This is a genomic window from Microbacterium sp. K27, assembly GCF_004794435.1.
In the GTDB taxonomy this organism is placed as follows: Bacteria; Actinomycetota; Actinomycetes; order Actinomycetales; family Microbacteriaceae; genus Microbacterium; species Microbacterium maritypicum_A.
The window spans coordinates 20571-33512 of the sequence record NZ_SSDK01000032.1 but is presented as its reverse complement, the minus strand read 5'-3'; the positions used below and the strand labels follow the sequence as shown (position 1 = coordinate 33512).

The window sequence follows — 12942 nt, the reverse complement described above, 5'->3', positions numbered from 1 at the left end:
CCCGAAAGGAACCCGATGTCCCGCCCCGATGCCACGCCGACTTCGCCCGCGAGGGAGCGTTCACGACGACACTCCTGGGTGCGGATCTTCCTCCCCGTGGCGCTGATCCTCGTCTGGCTGGTGGGTGCCTCACTCGGAGGGCCCCTGTTCGGCAAGGTCGACGAGGTGTCCTCCAACGAGCAGACGACCTACCTCCCCGAATCGGCGGATGCCACCCAGGTGCAGAAGCTTCTCGGGGAGTTCAACGACAGCGACTCCATCCCGGCGATCGCCGTGTTCACGTCCGACGACGCGCTCACGGCGTCGGAGATCGACGCGATCTCCGACGCCGTCGCGAATGCGCCGAAGGTGGAAGGCGTCGGCGACGAGGTCTCTCCGGCGCTCCCCTCCGATGACGGGCAGGCGGTGCAGGCGTTCATCCCGATCGACGCCGATGCCGAGCTCGCGGACGTGACGACGGCTCTCGGCGAGGAACTGCGCGATGCGGTCCCCGACGGGGTCACCGTGTACATCACAGGACCCGCCGGCTTCAGCGCCGACCTGGTGGCCGGTTTCGCCGGCATCGACGGGCTGCTCCTCGGCGTCGCCCTCCTCGCGGTCCTCGTCATCCTGGTGCTGGTCTACCGATCGTTCCTCCTGCCACTCGTCGTGCTGTCGACGAGCCTGTTCGCCCTCTGCGTCGCTCTGCTCGTGGTGTGGTGGCTGGCGAAGTTCGAGGTGCTGCTGCTCAGCGGTCAGACACAGGGGATCCTCTTCATCCTCGTGATCGGCGCCGCCACCGATTACGCGCTGCTGTTCGTCGCGCGTTTCCGAGAGGAACTGCGCATCGCGCAGGACAAGGGAACGGCGGTCATGGCGGCATGGAAGGGCTCGGTCGAACCGATCGTCGCGTCGGGCGGCACCGTGATCGCCGGACTCCTCTGTCTGCTGCTCAGCGATCTGAAGTCGAACAGCACCCTGGGGCCGGTCGCGGCGATCGGCATCGTGTTCGCGATGCTCTCGGCTCTCACCCTGTTGCCGTCGCTGCTGCTGCTCTTCGGCCGCGCGGTGTTCTGGCCGCGACGCCCCCGCTTCGAACCGGAGGTCGTCGCCGCCGAGCACGGCATGCGCACGACGGGCCTGTGGGCACGTCTCGCCGGCCTCATCAAGCGCCGCCCACGGGTGATCTGGATCGTGACGACGCTCGTGCTCCTGGCCGGGGCGGCGGGCATCACCCAGCTCGACGCCGATGGCGTGCCGCAGTCCGACCTGGTGCTCGGCGCCTCGGAGGCCCGTGACGGACAGGTCGCGCTCGGCGAGCACTTCCCCGGTGGATCCGGAAGCCCCGTCTACGTGGTGGTGAAGGAGGATCGGCTGCAGGATGCGGCTGACGTCCTGCTCGCGAACGACGGTGTCGACGGGGTCTCCGTGACGGCCGCCGACTCGCCCAGCGGCAGCGCCCCCGTCACCGAGGACGGCATCTCGGCGATCGGAGCACCCGGCACGCCCGCACCCGAGCCGACGACGGTCGACGGAGAGGTGCTCCTGCAGGGCACCCTGACCGATGCCGCCGACTCCGCCGCCGCCGCGTCGACCGTGCGCGAGCTGCGTGGCGAACTCGACGGCATGGGCGCGCTCGTGGGCGGTGTCACGGCCACGGCGATCGACACGAACGATGCATCGATCCACGACCGGAACCTCATCATCCCGGTGATCCTCGTGGTGATCATGTTCATCCTGATGCTGCTGCTGCGGTCGATCCTCGCACCGGTGCTGCTGATCCTCACGACGGTGCTGTCCTTCGGCACGGCGATGGGGGTCTCCGCCCTCGTCTTCAACGGGATCTTCGCGTTCCCTGGCGCCGACCCCGCGGTTCCGCTCTTCGGGTTCGTGTTCCTCGTCGCGCTCGGCATCGACTACAACATCTTCCTCATGACGCGCGTCCGTGAGGAATCGAAGGCGCACGGGACTCGGGAGGGCATCCTGCGTGGGCTCTCGATCACGGGCGGGGTGATCACCTCGGCGGGTCTCGTCCTCGCCGCGACCTTCGCCGCACTGTCGGTGATCCCGATCCTCTTCCTCGTGCAGCTGGCCTTCATCGTGGCCTTCGGCGTGCTCCTCGACACCTTCGTCGTCCGCTCGCTGCTGGTTCCCGCCCTGACCTACGACATCGGCAAAGCCATCTGGTGGCCGTCGAAGCTGTGGCGGCGCGGAGAGGACTGAGACGTGGCGGCGTGCATCCGGTCGCTTAGACTGGGTGCACGCCCTCGTAGCTCAGGGGATAGAGCAGCCCTCTCCTAAAGGGCAGGTCGCAGGTTCGAATCCTGTCGCGGGCACGACGTCGAAGAGGGGCCATCCGAAGGGTGGCCCCTCTTCGACGTCTCAGGCGGCGAGCGCCAGGTAGGGCTCCCACCGTGGATCGCTGCGTTCGGTCCCCCGCACCGTCCAGGCGGTGCCGTGCGGAGGACGCGGAGTGAAGCGCAACTGCCAGCGCATCTCCTGCGGTGTGCGATCGCTCTTGACGTTGTTGCAGCGGAGGCAGCAGGCGACGAGGTTCTCCCAGGAGTCCGCTCCCCCGCGCGAACGCGGCAGCACGTGATCGATCGTCGACGCCGCCTTGCCGCAGTAACCGCAGCGGTGGTTGTCGCGGCGCAGCACACCGCGACGCGTGACCGGCACGCGCCTGCTCGTCGGAACCCGCACATAACGCGCCAGGATGATGACCGCCGGGCGATCGTAGACGCCGTGGGTGCCCCAGACGGGGTCTTCCTCCACGCGTTCGATCACGGTCGCCTTGTCGTTCATCACCAGCACCAGGGCTCGTTTGAACGACACGATCGCGAGCGGTTCGTATCCGGCATTCAGGACCAGTGTGCGCATTCGTCATCCTCTCGATCCGCCGGGACGGCTTCCCGGCACTCTCGACTCACACGAGGTCGTGCAGGAGGCAGATCGAACGCGGGGACGAAAAAAGGCGCCGTCTAAAGACAGCGCCTTTCGCGCACGGCAACGCCGTGGCATCCCTGCGGGCTATGCAGAAGGACGTGACGACCGAGGGCATCCATGGTTCGGATGGTCGGTATTCGCTCCATCAGCCTCTCCCACCTGTACGACAACGGGATCAGGCTAACCCATCCCCCTGGGTGCAGGGCGAAACGGCGGATGAATGGAAGGAGGCGTGTCCGGAAATCAGCCGGCGTTGACGGAGAGCCAGGACATCGGCTCGACGAGTCCGCCGTTGATCCAGACCTCGAAGTGGAGGTGGTTCGCGGTCGAGCGACCGGTGCTGCCGACGTAGCCGATCAGCTGTCCGGCGGAGACCGTCTGGCCGACCTGTACCTGACGCGAACCGTAGAGCATGTGGCCGTACGTGGTCTGCAGACGCTGACCACCCACGACGCTGTCGAGCATCACGGCCACGCCGTAGCCGCCGATGCTCTCGGCGGAGGCGCGGACCACACCGGCGGCAGCCGCATAGATCGGGGTGCCGGCCGGGGCGAGCATGTCGGCACCGTTGTGCCCACCGCCCACGGTACGGCTGACGTTCCACGATCCCATCGGAAGCGGATAGCGCACCTCACCCGATCCCGGCGACGTGAGCGCGTAGCCCGCGGTGTTGAAGCGGGAGGAAGTCGATGCGGTGGAAGCGGCAGCGGCAGCGGCACGGGCGGCAGCAGCCTCTTCTGCCTTCTTCTTCGCGATCTCCTCGGGAGTCGTCGCACTGAACGTGCCGCGAGCGAGCGGCGCCGCGGTGGCCTGGGAGGCGACGACGAGCGACTGTGCGTCGACGGCAGCAAGCTGCTGCACGGTCGTCGGCGCAGCCTCGCTCGGCTTCGACGAGGCGAAAGCGGGCAGGGCGATGCCGGCGACGAGTGCGCCGACGGCCCCGAAGATGGCGATGGATCGGAGTGGCTTGACGGCCTTGCGAGCACTCACCCTCGCGCCGGTGCGGCGGGCGGGTACGCGGTCTTCAGATGTCTTCTTCGCGGGCGGTTCGATGTCTGCGGCCAAAACTTGGTCCTCCTGGGCCCTCACGCTGTTCGGGTCAGCGCTGGCTCGTCGGCACTCTGCTCTCGTGGCACGAATGTAGCTCGGGTACTTTGTGCGTTCCTGCCGTGAAGACGACGAGCCTGGAAGGCGATCTTCGCGGGTTCATCTCCAGCGGGCTTCTTCGCTGGCGACTTGACCGAGGTTACCGGAAGATAACGATCATGTCACCCTGGGAAACTGGCAATCCTCGCAGAAGCCCGCGACGCCCCGTCTCCGTGGCGGTGTCGCACCCGGTTTCCGCGCGGGATCAGGCCGGTTCGCCCACCAGGAAGATGTGCGATGCCAGCTCCACCGGGAGCTCGAGGCCGTCTTCCTTGCCGTCCATCTGGATGAGCACGTAACCCTCGCTGAAGCGGAAGTCGCCGTGCGCTCCGGGAACGACTCCCGCATCGCGCAGCTGCTCGAGAAGCTCGGGATCGACCTGCGCGGGCTCGGCGAGACGACGGACCGTGCCCTCGACCGGTTCCCCCGCCGCATTGAGACGCTGGACGAGACCGATGACCCCCTCGTCGAAGGTGCGCGCCGGCACGTCGCCGAGCTGGTCGAGACCGGGGATCGGGTTGCCGTACGGCGATTCCGTCGGGTGTCCGAGCAGCTCTACCAGGCGACGTTCCACCTGCTCGCTCATCACGTGCTCCCACCGGCAGGCCTCTTCATGCACGAACGCCCAGTCGAGTCCGATCACATCGGAGAGCAGACGCTCGGCGAGACGGTGCTTGCGCATCACGTCGACCGCCTTGCGACGGCCGGCGTCGGTGAGCTCGAGCGTGCGGTCTTCCGAGACGATGACGAGCCCGTCGCGCTCCATCCGACCGACGGTCTGCGACACGGTCGGCCCCGAGTGGCCGAGGCGCTCGGAGATGCGCGCGCGCAGCGGCACGATGTTCTCCTCCTCGAGTTCGAGGATGGTGCGGAGGTACATCTCCGTGGTGTCGATCAGGTCGGTCATGTGCAGGCCCTCCGAGGTTCTTAGGCAAGCCTACATTCCCGGACCGACATCGGACTCGCTGCGGTCCGGAGACATGCCGGGCGCCCCCTAGAATCGACGCATGGCGATCGAGATTCCCCGTGACCTCCTGCCCATCGACGGCCGCTTCGGCTGCGGTCCCTCGAAGGTGCGCCCTGCGCAGCTCGAGGCACTGGTCACGTCGGGAGCCTCGATCCTGGGGACATCCCATCGACAGGCGCCCGTGAAGAACCTCGTCGGCAGCATTCGCGAGCAGCTCGCCGCTCTGTTCCGCATTCCCGAGGGATACGAGATCATCCTGGGCAACGGCGGATCGACGGCCTTCTGGGACGCTGCGGCCTTCGGCCTCATCGAGCAGCGCAGCCAGAACCTCGTCTTCGGCGAGTTCGGCGGGAAGTTCGCCGCTTCCGCAGGCGCCCCCTGGCTCGAGGCGCCCGATGTGCGCAAGGCCGAGCCCGGTTCGCTCACCGTCGCCGAGGTCGTGGAGGGCGTGGATGTGTACGCCTGGCCGCACAACGAGACCTCGACCGGCGTCGCCGCTCCGGTCCAGCGCATCGCCGCCGACGGCGCCCTGACCGTCATCGATGCGACGAGTGCCGCGGGAGGCATCGACTTCGACGCCGCTCAGGCCGACGTGTACTACTTCGCGCCGCAGAAGAACCTCGGCTCCGACGGCGGCCTGTGGTTCGCCGCGGTCTCGCCGGCTGCCGTCGAGCGCATCGAGCGCATCGCGGCATCGGGTCGCTACATCCCGGAGTTCCTGAGCCTGAAGAACGCGGTCGACAACTCGCGCCTCAACCAGACGCTGAACACCCCCGCGCTCACGACCCTGCACCTCCTCGACAACCAGCTCCGCTGGATCCTCGACAACGGCGGGCTCGGCTGGGCGGCCGCACGCACCTCCGAGTCGTCTTCGGTGCTGTACGACTGGGCCGAGGCGTCTTCGGTCGCCACGCCCTTCGTCACGGACGCGTCGCACCGCTCCCCCGTGGTCGCGACGATCGACTTCGACGACAGCATCGACGCCGCGGCGATCGCCAAGGCCCTCCGCGCCAACGGCATCGTCGACACGGAGCCGTATCGGAAGCTCGGGCGCAACCAGCTGCGGGTGGCGACGTTCGTCTCGATCGAGCCGGATGACGTGCGCCAGCTGACCCGATCGATCGAGTATGTCCTGGAGAACCTGGGCGCCTGAGCGCCCGGCGTCACTCCTCCTCGTCGACCTCGCCGGCGTCCTCATCGAGGGCGTCGGCGTCGTCGTCGGACTCTTCTTCTTCCGACTCTTCGTCTTCCGACTCTTCGTCGTCGGCGGCGCCCTCATCGAGTTCGTCGATGTCGACGCCGTCCAGGTCGCCGGCGTGCAGGATGTCGGCCTCACCGTCGTCATCGTCATCGTCGAGGTCGTCGTCCTCGAGGACACCGTCCTCGTCGGCGTCGAGCGCTTCCTCGCCGGCTGCGTCGTCCCCGGCGGCCGCGGCCGCCTCGGCGAGTTCGACCTGATGCGCGCGGTACTCGGCGAGACGCTCGGCCCACGGCACCCACTCCGGGGCCAGGAGAGCGCCGTCACCGGGAAGGAGCTCGACCTCGAGTACCGTCGGTTCCTCGCCTTCGACGCGAGCGACGGTCACCGTCCAGTACCACCCCGGGTAGCCGGCGAGCCGGTTCTCGAAGCGCAGCGACACCGACCCGTCGTCCTCGGCGAGATATCCGGCGGCGGGGCCGACGGTGGACGCCGGAGTGATCTCGGCCAGCGCGGCCAGCGCGAGATCATGGGCGTCGAGGAGACGCGCGTCGGCGTCAGGCTTCGAGGTCATCAGCGACCTTGCGCAGGACGGCCGCGATCTTGCGACCCTGAGCGGAGGAGGGGTAGCGTCCACGGCGCAGATCCCCGCCGATGCCGTCGAGGAGCTTCACGAGGTCCTCGACGATGATGGCCATGTCGTCAGCCGGCTTGCGCTTGGCCTTCGAGAGGCTGGGCGGCGCTTCGAGCACACGTACCGACAGCGCCTGCAGCCCGCGCTTGCCGTCGGCCACGCCGAACTCCACGCGCGCACCGGCCTTCACCGCGGTGCCGGCAGGCATCGCGGAGGCGTGCAGGAAGACGTCCTGGCCGTCATCGCTGGCGATGAAGCCGAAACCCTTGTCTTCGTCGTAGAACCTGACCTTGCCGGTGGGCATGGGAGAACCTCGCTGAGATCGATATGCAGAACAGTGGACGCGCTCGTGCGCGTGTCCCCAGCCTACCGGTCGCGGCGCGCGCAGAGCAGAAGCCTCAGTGCGAGTAGGCTGATGCGGATGAGCACGCAGAACTCGGAACCGGAGGTTCCCATCCGCCGGCTGGATCGCATCCTGGCGTTCACCGCGCTCGGAATCGCCGCAGCGTCGGTGGTGTGCTTCTTCGCGATCATCATCGGCACGGCGCTCGGGATGGGGCAGGCCGCATTCGGCGAGGGTATCTGGCCCGTGATCGCCGCGATCCCCTATTGGGGACTGCCGGTGGCGTTCCTCATGATCATCACGCTCCTGACGATGAGCTTCATCCGGAAGGGCCGCGCGTCGTCGCGTTCCTGAGGCCACGCCCATGAGCACCCACGCGCGACCGCTGGCCGATTGGCTGGCGGCGGCGCGCGACGAAGACCTCCTCCGCCTCTTCGCGGCACGGGCCGTGCGCGCCGACGCCCCGTGGCACGACTTCTTCGACGCCGCCGAGGCACTGCTCGATCCGGCGTCGCTGTCGCGTGTCCTGCCCGCGCTCACGGCATCCGAAGCGCGCGCGTTGCTCGACGCCGCGTCCGGCGGCGAAGCCGGGCAGGACCGGGAACAGCTGACGGCGCTCGCACTGCTCCGCCCGGACGGCACCCCCTATCCACCGGTCGTGACCGCGATCGCCGGGCGCTCGATCCCCCTCCCGCCCGCCGCGGCACCGGCGTCTCCGTCCTCGGAGACCGCAGCGGCGCACGCGGCCGAGCGCGCCTTCACGACAGTGGCCGTCCTCGCCGACCTGCTCCTGATCGCGAGGGATAGCCCCTTCGCCCTCCTCACCGGCGGTGGCGTCAGCGCGGGTGAGAAGCGCCAACTGGCGGAGGCCGGCGTCCCCACCGAGATCGTCGACACCCTCGCCGCGATCGCCCTCCAGGCCGGGCTCGCCGTGTCCGCGGACCGGCGGCTGCGATCGAGCCAGTCCGCAGAGGAATGGCTGCGTTCGTCGGCAGCGGACCGATGGGCTGTCTTGGTCACCGCGTTCCGGGACGCCCTTCCCCGTGGTGTCCGTTCCGCAGGCGGCGGATGGGTTCCTCCGGAGGCCTGGCCGTTCGCCCACCCCTGGGATCCCACCTGGGCCGAGCGTGCGCACGTCCTGCAGGATGCGGCCGCGCTCCTCGGCCTGATCGCCGAAGACGGCACCGAACCCGCATGGGCGGTGAGCCTGCGACGCGGAGGCGACGCGGAGGCCGAGGCTCTCGCGCGACTGCTGCCGGCCGAGGTCGATCGCATCTTCCTGCAGAACGACCTGACCGCGATCGCACCGGGTCCGCTGCAGCCGGCGCTGGATGTGCGGCTGCGCACGATCGCCGCCCGTGAGTCCGCGGCCCAGGCGTCGTCGTACCGTTTCACCTCCGAGTCCGTGGCGCACGCGTTCGTCGCCGGCGAGACCGAGGCGTCGATCCTCGATTTCCTCACCTCCGTCTCCCTCACGGGAATCCCGCAGCCCCTCGGCTACCTGATCGCGCAGACAGCGCAGCGTCACGGACTGGTCCGCGTCTCGACGGACGACGAGACCGGCCGCACGCGGATCGAGAGCTCCGACGCTCACCTCATCCAGGCGATGGCGGTGGACCAGTCGCTGCGTCCGCTGGCCCTGTCGGCGCATCTCGATTCCCTGACCACACGCGTCGGACGCGACACGGTGTACTGGGCTCTCACGGACGCGCGGTACCCCGCGACGCTCGTCGGCCCCGACGGATCCCTCCTGGTGCGGGAGCGCCACCCCGCTCCCCCTGCCCCCGCTCCGAGCGGAGACTCCACAGACCTCATGCCGCTGATCACGCGGCTCCGGTCCCACCAGGGGCCCGATGCCGACGCCGCGTGGCTCGACCGCGAGCTCGAAGCGGCCGTGCGGGCGAAGTCGGTCCTCGAAGTCACGGTGGGGATGCCGGACGGGTCCACCCGACAGCTCCTCCTGGAAGCGACCGGGATGGGCGGTGGCCGACTCCGCGGGCGCGACCGTGCAGCCGATGTCGAACGGACACTTCCCGTGTCGAGCATCCTCACAGCGACGATCGTCGCGTCATAGGCCTCGCACCCCGCACGACCGCTAAACTGGTGAGCTATGTCTGATGGCCCCCTGATCGTCCAGAGCGATCGCACCGTGCTGCTCGAAGTCGCCCATGCCGATGCCGAGAGCGCCCGGCATGAACTGGCGATCTTCGCCGAACTGGAACGGGCTCCCGAGCACATCCACACGTACCGGATCACGCGTCTGGGTCTGTGGAACGCCCGCGCCGCAGGGCACACCGCCGAGGACATGCTCGAGACTCTGGACCGCTGGTCGCGCTTCCCGGTGCCCCCCTCGGTTTCCGTCGATCTGCGCGAGACCGTCAACCGTTACGGGCGTCTGGTCATCGAACGCGATGAGGAGGGAACGCTCATCCTGCGCTCCTCCGACCCCGCGGTGCTGGCGCAGGTCGCGAACAACAAGCGCATCCAGCCGCTGCTCATCGGGCACCCGACACCGGAGACGTTCGTCGTCGATGCCTGGGCGCGCGGGCAGATCAAACAGGAGCTGTTGAAGATCGGCTGGCCCGCCGAAGACCTCGCCGGGTACACCCCGGGCACCCCGCACGACATCGACCTCGCCGAGGACGGCTGGCACATCCGTCCCTACCAGCAGGATGCCGTCGACGCCTTCGCGAAGGACGGATCGGGCGTGGTCGTGCTGCCCTGTGGTGCCGGCAAGACGATCGTGGGCGCCGGCGCGATGGCCGCGACCAAGACGACGACGCTGATCCTCGTCACGAACACGGTGTCGGCGCGGCAGTGGCGCGACGAACTGCTCAAGCGCACCAGTCTGACCCCCGAGGAGATCGGCGAGTACTCGGGCCAGGCGAAAGAGGTCAAGCCCGTCACCATCGCGACCTACCAGATCCTCACCGCGAAGCGCAAAGGCGAGTACGCCCACCTGGCGTTGCTCGACGCGCTCGACTGGGGGCTCATCGTGTACGACGAGGTCCACCTGCTCCCCGCGCCGGTTTTCAAGCTGACCGCCGACCTGCAGGCGCGCCGCCGCATCGGCCTCACCGCCACCCTCGTGCGCGAGGACGGTCGCGAGGGCGACGTCTTCAGCCTGATCGGCCCGAAGCGCTTCGACGCCCCCTGGAAGCAGATCGAAGCGCAGGGCTTCATCTCCCCCGCCGCCTGCTACGAGGTGCGCGTCGATCTGCCGCCGGACGACCGGCTCGAGTACGCCGCGGCGACCGACGATGAGCGGTATCGTCTCGCGGCGTCCGCCCCGGCGAAGGTCCAGGCCGTGCGCGAGCTCATCGCGAAGCACGAGGGCGAACGCATCCTCGTGATCGGGCAGTACCTCGATCAGCTCGAGTCGCTCTCCGAGGCCCTGAACGCCCCGCAGATCACCGGCGCGACCCCGGTCGACGAGCGCGAAGAGCTCTACCGTGCGTTCCGTGAAGGCGACATCTCGCTGCTCGTGGTGTCGAAGGTGGCGAACTTCTCGATCGACCTCCCCGAGGCTTCCGTCGCGATCCAGGTGTCCGGGTCGTTCGGATCGCGTCAGGAGGAAGCCCAGCGTCTGGGCCGCCTGCTGCGCCCGAAGCAGTCGGGCCACACCGCGAGTTTCTACACCCTCGTGGCCCGCGACACCATCGACCAGGACTACGCCCAGAACCGTCAGCGCTTCCTGGCCGAGCAGGGCTACAGCTACACGATCATGGACTCGGACGCGATCGCCGCCTGACCTCGGGAGATCATGCTCCGGTGGTGCGGCCGTGCAGTACGCCGCCCAGTCGATGGGTTCCGAGCACTCCGGCCGGCGCTGATGCGGCCCGGGCCGTGCGTGCGATCCCGAGCCTTGCAGCCCAGCGGTCGGCGAGCAGGGCGTAGACGACCATGGCCAGTGCCGAGGCGAGCAGGTCGACGGCGGTCCCCGAAGTCGCGTTGGCATCGACCAGCGTGACGGATCCGAGCAGGAAGATGAGCACGTTGTTGACGATGTGCAGGGAGATCGCGGCTTCGAGTCCCCCCGTACGCCAGGTCAGCCAGGCGGCGACGATCGCGAACATGCCCACGCTCGCCGCACCCCAGATGTCGTAGCCGTGACCGAGCACGAACAGCGGCACGGGCAGCAGGATCGCGAAGGCGGGATGACGGAGCCAGCTCCCGACCAACTGCATCAGGTATCCGCGGAACACGTACTCCTCCGCGGCGGCTTGAAAAGGGATGAGCAGCAGCACGAGCAGCACCATCGTCCAGAGCCCCGGGTGGGAGAAGTCCGCGACGACCGCATCGCCGCTCAGGGCCGACCAACCCAGCACCGCAACGAAGTAGACGGCGAACACGGCGAGCGCCAGCAACAGGCTCTTTCCGAGCCACCCCATCCGCAGCCGTCCGGTGACCGATGACAGCAGCCCCACACCGCGACCCTCCACCAGGCGCGAGGCCAGCAGCAGTGCGGGGATCATCAGGATCAGCGGCAGCACCAGTGCGACGAGCAGCCACGGCCGGTCGAGGTCGAAGAACTGCGAGGTGGTGAGGAGCGTCTGCGATTCGACACCCCACCCGGGGACGAACATCGACACGATGGCCAACGGCACGATCACGATCACGAGGATCGCGACGTAGAGGGCGATGCCGACGAGTCCGGTCAGCAGCATGCGCCACCAGCGATACCGCGGACGCAGATGCGCCAGCCGATGATAGGCGACCTGATCGACATCAGGCGCGTCCGGCAGGGTGACGGGGCTTCCGGGGGCTTCAGGGCTTCCGGGGGCGACGGTGACGTCCTCGTTCCAGCTCATGCATCGATCCTCCCCCGTGCACCTGTGCGGCGCATCCACCCCCGGGACGATCTCGCTCCTACGGACTGTGCACGCAGCATCGGAGGATGCGTGCGCACGCTTCCCGAAGGGGCGACTCCACGCCGTTCCGCACAATAGTCAGCATCCCCATGGCCGAAGTCACCATAATGGGGACATGACTGCTCCGCGCATCCTGGTCGTCGACGACGAACCCAACATCCGCGACCTGCTCTCCACGGGTCTCAGCTTCGCCGGATTCCAGGTGAAGACGGTCGCCAACGGCGCCGCCACGATCTCGGCCGTCCTCGAAGAGGAACCCGACCTCATCATCCTGGACGTCATGCTGCCCGACATGAACGGGTTCAGCGTGACCAAGCGCCTCCGCGGTGCGGGATTCACGGCGCCCATCCTGTTCCTCACGGCGAAGGACGGCACCGAGGACAAGATCGAGGGACTCAACGCGGGTGGCGACGACTACGTCACCAAGCCCTTCAGCCTCGACGAGATCGTCGCCAGGGCTCAGGCCATCCTCCGCCGTACGATGCAGGCCGACGAGGAGTCGATCATCCGCGCCGGCGAGCTGTCCATGGACCAGGACACGCACGACGTTCATGTCGGCAAGGAACCGATCGAGCTGAGCCCGACCGAGTTCAAGCTGCTGCGCTACCTGATGCTCAACCCCAACCGCGTGCTGTCGAAGGCGCAGATCCTCGACCACGTGTGGGAGTACGACTTCAACGGTGACGCCGGCATCGTCGAGAGTTACATCTCCTACCTGCGTCGCAAGATCGACCCGCACACCGAGGAGTCGCTCATCCAGACCAAGCGCGGCTTCGGCTACATGCTGAAGGTCGGCAAGACGGTCTGACGACCACCGCACCACCAACGACGCCGCCTCGCGGCGCAGTCGCCGCACCG

At 68.3% G+C, this 12942-nt stretch carries 12 protein-coding genes and 1 tRNA gene; 7 read left to right on the top strand and 6 right to left on the bottom strand.

The genetic code is table 11. The annotated features are described in order from the left end of the window. The first annotated feature begins 15 nt into the window (after positions 1–15). Both DW307_RS04645 and DW307_RS04640 read left to right on the top strand, forming a co-directional pair. Positions 16–2202, top strand: a complete 2187-nt coding sequence (locus DW307_RS04645; RefSeq protein WP_136024158.1) for an MMPL family transporter — start codon at positions 16–18, stop codon at positions 2200–2202. A 40-nt stretch (positions 2203–2242) separates the two neighbouring features. Continuing rightward, positions 2243–2315: transfer RNA gene (locus tag DW307_RS04640), tRNA-Arg, on the top strand. Between the two features lie 46 nt (positions 2316–2361). On the opposite strand, the gene DW307_RS04635 is transcribed toward DW307_RS04640, so the two are convergent. The 3 genes from DW307_RS04635 to DW307_RS04625 form a co-directional block, all read right to left on the bottom strand. Next, a complete protein-coding gene (locus DW307_RS04635) occupies positions 2362–2859 on the bottom strand; it encodes an HNH endonuclease (protein WP_029258662.1) in 498 nt (165 codons plus the stop codon). A gap of 309 nt (positions 2860–3168) precedes the next feature. Further along, positions 3169–3915 (bottom strand): M23 family metallopeptidase, encoded by a 747-nt coding sequence (locus tag DW307_RS04630; RefSeq protein ID WP_036271506.1) that lies wholly within the window; start codon positions 3913–3915, stop codon positions 3169–3171. A gap of 361 nt (positions 3916–4276) precedes the next feature. Next, positions 4277–4978: a metal-dependent transcriptional regulator gene (locus DW307_RS04625; protein ID WP_021200007.1), complete on the bottom strand. Its 702-nt coding sequence runs from the start codon at positions 4976–4978 to the stop codon at positions 4277–4279. Positions 4979–5078: 100 nt separating this feature from the next. Between DW307_RS04625 and serC the strand changes: the two genes are divergently transcribed. Beyond that, positions 5079–6191 (top strand): phosphoserine transaminase, encoded by a 1113-nt coding sequence (gene serC / locus DW307_RS04620; RefSeq protein ID WP_136024156.1) that lies wholly within the window; start codon positions 5079–5081, stop codon positions 6189–6191. Between the two features lie 10 nt (positions 6192–6201). Here serC and DW307_RS04615 read toward each other — a convergent pair whose 3' ends face one another. Together DW307_RS04615 and DW307_RS04610 are read right to left on the bottom strand one after the other, a co-directional pair. After that, positions 6202–6810 carry a DUF3027 domain-containing protein gene (locus DW307_RS04615; protein WP_136024153.1) on the bottom strand — a complete coding sequence of 203 codons (609 nt, stop codon included), beginning with the start codon at positions 6808–6810 and terminating at the stop codon, positions 6202–6204. Further along, positions 6794–7174 carry a cold-shock protein gene (locus tag DW307_RS04610; RefSeq protein ID WP_021200010.1) on the bottom strand — a complete coding sequence of 127 codons (381 nt, stop codon included), beginning with the start codon at positions 7172–7174 and terminating at the stop codon, positions 6794–6796. Before DW307_RS04610 ends, DW307_RS04615 begins: the two co-directional genes overlap by 17 nt. Before the next feature lie 117 nt (positions 7175–7291). On the opposite strand from DW307_RS04610, the gene DW307_RS04605 reads away from it, so the two are divergent. Genes DW307_RS04605 through DW307_RS04595 form a run of 3 tightly spaced genes read left to right on the top strand, consistent with a single transcriptional unit; the run spans position 7292 to position 10964 of the window. After that, positions 7292–7567 carry a hypothetical protein gene (locus DW307_RS04605; protein WP_021200011.1) on the top strand — a complete coding sequence of 92 codons (276 nt, stop codon included), beginning with the start codon at positions 7292–7294 and terminating at the stop codon, positions 7565–7567. A 10-nt stretch (positions 7568–7577) separates the two neighbouring features. Next, complete coding sequence (locus DW307_RS04600) at positions 7578–9287, top strand: helicase-associated domain-containing protein (protein WP_136024151.1); 1710 nt, start codon at positions 7578–7580, stop codon at positions 9285–9287. Between the two features lie 36 nt (positions 9288–9323). After that, positions 9324–10964 (top strand): DNA repair helicase XPB, encoded by a 1641-nt coding sequence (locus DW307_RS04595; protein ID WP_021199048.1) that lies wholly within the window; start codon positions 9324–9326, stop codon positions 10962–10964. A 10-nt stretch (positions 10965–10974) separates the two neighbouring features. Here the strand turns inward: DW307_RS04595 and DW307_RS04590 are convergent, their stop codons facing one another. Beyond that, positions 10975–12024 (bottom strand): CPBP family intramembrane glutamic endopeptidase, encoded by a 1050-nt coding sequence (locus DW307_RS04590; protein WP_136024149.1) that lies wholly within the window; start codon positions 12022–12024, stop codon positions 10975–10977. 175 nt (positions 12025–12199) lie between these two features. On the opposite strand from DW307_RS04590, the gene DW307_RS04585 reads away from it, so the two are divergent. After that, entirely contained in the window at positions 12200–12892 is a 693-nt protein-coding gene (locus tag DW307_RS04585; RefSeq protein ID WP_021199050.1) for a response regulator transcription factor, read from the top strand. The last annotated feature ends 50 nt before the right edge of the window (positions 12893–12942 follow it).

Coding starts and splice junctions, on each gene's coding strand:
- DW307_RS04595 (WP_021199048.1), top strand. CDS start 9,324: ATGTCTGATGGCCCCCTGATCGTCCAGAGCGATCGCACCGTGCTGCTC.
- DW307_RS04625 (WP_021200007.1), bottom strand. CDS start 4,978: ATGACCGACCTGATCGACACCACGGAGATGTACCTCCGCACCATCCTC.
- DW307_RS04590 (WP_136024149.1), bottom strand. CDS start 12,024: ATGAGCTGGAACGAGGACGTCACCGTCGCCCCCGGAAGCCCTGAAGCC.
- DW307_RS04645 (WP_136024158.1), top strand. CDS start 16: ATGTCCCGCCCCGATGCCACGCCGACTTCGCCCGCGAGGGAGCGTTCA.
- DW307_RS04635 (WP_029258662.1), bottom strand. CDS start 2,859: ATGCGCACACTGGTCCTGAATGCCGGATACGAACCGCTCGCGATCGTG.
- DW307_RS04610 (WP_021200010.1), bottom strand. CDS start 7,174: ATGCCCACCGGCAAGGTCAGGTTCTACGACGAAGACAAGGGTTTCGGC.
- DW307_RS04600 (WP_136024151.1), top strand. CDS start 7,578: ATGAGCACCCACGCGCGACCGCTGGCCGATTGGCTGGCGGCGGCGCGC.
- DW307_RS04585 (WP_021199050.1), top strand. CDS start 12,200: ATGACTGCTCCGCGCATCCTGGTCGTCGACGACGAACCCAACATCCGC.
- serC (WP_136024156.1), top strand. CDS start 5,079: ATGGCGATCGAGATTCCCCGTGACCTCCTGCCCATCGACGGCCGCTTC.
- DW307_RS04615 (WP_136024153.1), bottom strand. CDS start 6,810: ATGACCTCGAAGCCTGACGCCGACGCGCGTCTCCTCGACGCCCATGAT.
- DW307_RS04605 (WP_021200011.1), top strand. CDS start 7,292: ATGAGCACGCAGAACTCGGAACCGGAGGTTCCCATCCGCCGGCTGGAT.